Annotated in this window: 4 protein-coding genes and 2 pseudogenes; all 6 read left to right on the top strand. The window is 65.2% G+C overall.

Translation table 11 applies throughout. From position 1 onward, the window contains the following. Positions 1–192: hypothetical protein (locus tag BM004_RS41755; protein WP_177206808.1), on the top strand; the 192-nt coding region annotated here is incomplete at its 5' end. After that, positions 189–536 carry an IS66 family insertion sequence element accessory protein TnpB gene (tnpB, locus tag BM004_RS40440; RefSeq protein WP_093222592.1) on the top strand — a complete coding sequence of 116 codons (348 nt, stop codon included), beginning with the start codon at positions 189–191 and terminating at the stop codon, positions 534–536. The genes BM004_RS41755 and tnpB, both read left to right, overlap by 4 nt. 76 nt (positions 537–612) lie before the next feature. Next, a pseudogene (locus BM004_RS40435) lies at positions 613–2,177 on the top strand (IS66 family transposase). 51 nt (positions 2,178–2,228) lie between these two features. Next, on the top strand, positions 2,229–2,747 hold the full coding sequence (locus tag BM004_RS40430; RefSeq protein ID WP_093222589.1) for a hypothetical protein: 519 nt from the start codon (positions 2,229–2,231) through the stop codon (positions 2,745–2,747). Positions 2,748–2,792: 45 nt separating this feature from the next. After that, a pseudogene (locus BM004_RS40425) lies at positions 2,793–3,065 on the top strand (transposase); the annotation flags it as partial. Positions 3,066–3,271: 206 nt separating this feature from the next. Further along, on the top strand, positions 3,272–3,924 hold a 653-nt coding region (locus tag BM004_RS40420; protein WP_177206807.1), incomplete at its 3' end, for an IS110 family RNA-guided transposase.

Here is a 3,924-nt window from a genome sequence, read left to right as displayed (position 1 = left end):
TCGCCGATGCTGCTGCCCGTCACCATCGAAGCTGCGTCGATCGCGCCATGCTCTTCACCCACGGTGGTGGCGCCTCGCCAACCTGCCGGGACCATCGAGATCGATGTCGGCGGTGTGCGGGTTCGACTGCGCGGCACGATTGACGAAGCCAGCGTGCGCTGCGTACTGCAGACGCTGAAGGCGCTGGCGTGATCGGCCTTCCCACCAGCACCCGCGTCTGGATTGTTGCGGGCCACACCGACATGAGGAAGGGCTTCAACGGCCTGTCGGCGCTGGTGCAGACGGCGCTGGAGGCCAATCCGTTCTGCGGTCACGTCTTCGTCTCCCGCGGCCGGCGCGGCGACATGCTGAAGGTCCTATGGTTCGATGGCGAGGGCCTGCTGCTCCTGGCCAAGCGTTTGGAGCGCGGCCGCCTCGTCTGGCCGCAGGCTGTGTCGGGCAGGGTCTCGCTCTCGCCGGCACAGCTGTCGATGCTGCTCGAAGGCATCGACTGGCGCATGCCGACGCACACCGATCAGCCCGTGCCCGCGGCCTGAACCGCGAGCAAGATTCGTCTTCTGAACGCGCGGGTCTCAGTCGATTCCGGGCAGATCCGATGGCATAGTAGCGGGCGTGCCGAACGCCACCCACGCACCCCACACCGTCGATTCGCTGCTGCGGGTCGTGCAGGCGCGCGACGCGGAAGTTGCACTGCTCAAGCTGCTCGTGGACAAGCTCAAGGTGCAGCTGCTGCGTCAGGTCCGAGTCCGCTTCGGCGCCTCCAGCGAACAGCTGGACGATCTGCAAATCGCGTTGATCGAAGGCTTGCCGATGCACGAGCTTGCACCGGTCTCACAGACGCCGAAGGCGCAAGCCGCCAACAGCGAAGGCTTCGAGCGCAGCCTGCCCGCGCACTTGCCGCGAGAGAACCATGTGTACCGCCCCCAGGCGTCGGATGCTCGGCACGACGCCGCCGGCCAGGCCTGCGGCTGCAGCGCGTGCGGCGGCCGGCTGCGCCAGATCGGCCAGGACGTCTCGGAGCAACTGGAGTACGTACCCTCGCGCTTCAAGGTGATCCGCCACGTGCGCCCCAAGCTCGCCCGCGTGGCGTGCGAATCGATCTTCCAGGCGCCAGCGCCGAGCCGACCCATTGCCCGCGGCGTGGCCGGTCCCGGGCTGCTGGCCCACGCGCTGGTCGCCAAGTATTGCGACCACCAGCCGCTGTACCGCCAGAGCCGCATCTACGCCCGCGAGGGCGTCGTGATCGAGCGCGCCACCATGGCCGGCTGGGTCGGCCAGAGCGAGAAGCTGCTCGACCCGCTGGTTGCAGCACTCGGGCGCTACGTGCTGGCAGGCTCCAAGCTGCATGCCGACGACACGCCGGTGGCGGTGCTCTTACCCGGGCGTGGCCGCACCAAGACCGGAAGGCTCTGGGTCTATGTGCGTGACGATCGCACATCGGCGAGCGCGGACGCGCCAGCGGCGTGGTTGCGTTACTCGCCCGACCGCAAGGGCGAAGATCCCCAGGCGCACCTGAAGAACTTCAAGGGCGTGTTGCAGGCCGACACGTATGCCGGCTTCGCCAAGCTCTATGCAAACGGCAACGTCATCGAGGCTTCGTGCTGGGCACGTGCGCGCAGACCGTTCTGGGATCTGCACGAGAGCCAGGGCGTGCGCCGGGATCGATTGCAGAACAAGCGCTCAGGCGCATCGGTGCGCTGTATGCGATTGAGGCCGACATCCGAGGGCGCCCGCCGGCTGACCGATGCCAAGAGAGGCAGGCGCGAGCCGGTCCGTTGCTCGAAGAGATGTTCACCTGGTTGAGAGGGATGCTCGCACAGGTGTCTGCCAAGTTGGAGCTCGCGCGCGCCATCGGGTACACGCTCACGCGGCTGGGGTCGTTGACGCGCTACCGCGACGACGGGTGCATCGAGATCGACAACAACGCCGCCGAACGCGCGCTGCGTGGCGTGAGCCTCGGTCGCAAGAACTTCATGTTCATGGGCTCGGACGCCGGGGGCGAGCGCGCTGCGGCCATCTACAGCCTGGTGGAGACGGCCAAGCTGAACGGGATCGACCCCGAGGCCTATCTGCGCGATGTGCTCAGGCGCATAGCCGACCATCCGATCAACCGCATCGACGAGCTGCTGCCCTGGAACATCGGTGGGCCGCACGTGGAACAACGACTGGCAGCCTGAGCACCTCGTGCCCGGTCGCCTGCAACACGACAACGCGAAGAGGACGACAAAGTGAACCCGCAAGGCACCGACCCGAAGCTGATCGATGCGCTCAACCGGGCGAGCAGCTTGGAGCTGTTCCAACTGAGCGCCATCATCGAACGCATGCTGGCCGACCCGCGACGCATCCTCGCCGTGCGCACAAACATGAACCTCGGCCAGACGGTGCGCTTCCTTGACTGGCGCGACGGTCAGATGCGCAATGGCAAGGTGGTCGCCATGAAGGACACGCAGGTCACCTTGCACGAGGAAGGCACGCGGCGTGAATGGAAACTGCCCTATACAGCGGTTGAAGCGCCTGGACCTGCGAGCCCTGCCGCAACGACTTCTGCGCGCCCCGCGCAACCGCAGAACATGCCCGCGCGGGGTGACTTCCGCTGCGGCGAGAAGGTCTCCTTCGACGACAAGTACCTACAGCCGCAGGTGGGCATCGTCGTGCGCATCAACCAGCGCACCGCCACAGTCGACACCGGCAACGGGCATTCATGGCGCGTTCCCTTCCACATGCTGCGCCAGGTCTTCGACATCTGATTGAACGGCTGCGGTCAAGAGGGCCCTGAGCTGACGCTTACGCACATTGCGAGCCGGCCCAGCGACATGGCGAAGATGCCCGAGGGACGCGCCAAGGCCCGAGCGCGCAAGAACGAATATGAGAAGGCCAGCGTGCGGGCAAAGGTGGAGCATCCGTTCCGGGTGATCAAGCGCCAGTTCGGTCTCGTGAAGGTGAGGTTCAAGGGGCTGGCCAAGAACACGGCGCATGTGATCACGCTGTTTGCGCTGTCCAATCTGTGGATGGCACGCAAGAAACTGATGGCGATGATGGGGCAGGTGCGTCTGCAAACAGCCTGAGGGCGTTGGATGAAGGGCAGAACTCGTCGATTCGGGGCGTCTGGCGGTGCGATTCATCACCGTGCACACCATTGGCCTTCATCTCGCGCCGATTGGGGACCTGTTCAGATGGTATGGGCGCCTCCCTCTTACTGCCGCCGCTTGCGCCGCGTCCCGGGCAGTGCCAGATTGACGATCCCATCGTCAACATCGAAATGGAGACCATCATGGAACATACCGTCATTGCCGTCGACATTGCCAAGAAGGTGTTTCAGTTGCACTGGGTCGACATGGACACCGGCTGCATCGAGCGCTTGCAGCTGAAGCGCGCAAAGCTGCGCGATTGGTTTGCCAATCGCACAGCTGCTCTGGTCGTGATGGAGGCTTGCGGCGGAGCTCACGACTGGGGCCGAGCCTTGATGGGACTGGGCCACGAGGTACGCCTGATCTCGCCGGGGAAGGTGCGCCCGTTCGTGCAGCGCAACAAGACCGACGCTGCAGACGCTCAAGCGATCTGGACAGCATGCCAACAACCGGGCGTGCGCTTTGTTCCAGTCAAGACCGAGGCCCAGCAGATCGTGCTGTCACTACACCGACTGCGCGCGCAGCTCATGAAGACCCGCATCATGCAAACCAACGAGCTTCGGGGCCTGCTGTATGAATTTGGCATCGTGCTGCCGGAAGGCCACGCCGCGCTGCTCAAGGCGTTGCCCGACGCCATGTGCGATGCGAAGGCCCGGCTGCCGGCGATGCTCATGGACAGCCTGGAAGAGCAGCTCAGGCGGGTCCAGCAACTGCAGGCCGACATCGGCCTCATCGAGCGACGGCTCTCTCAGCAGATGCGTGAAATGCCGGCCTGCAAAGCCGTCGCCGAGATCCC

This window comes from Variovorax sp. OK212, assembly GCF_900112425.1.
Taxonomy (GTDB): domain Bacteria; phylum Pseudomonadota; class Gammaproteobacteria; order Burkholderiales; family Burkholderiaceae_C; genus Variovorax.
Note: the sequence above shows the minus strand (reverse complement) of the source record. Positions and strands in the feature narration are given on the sequence as shown.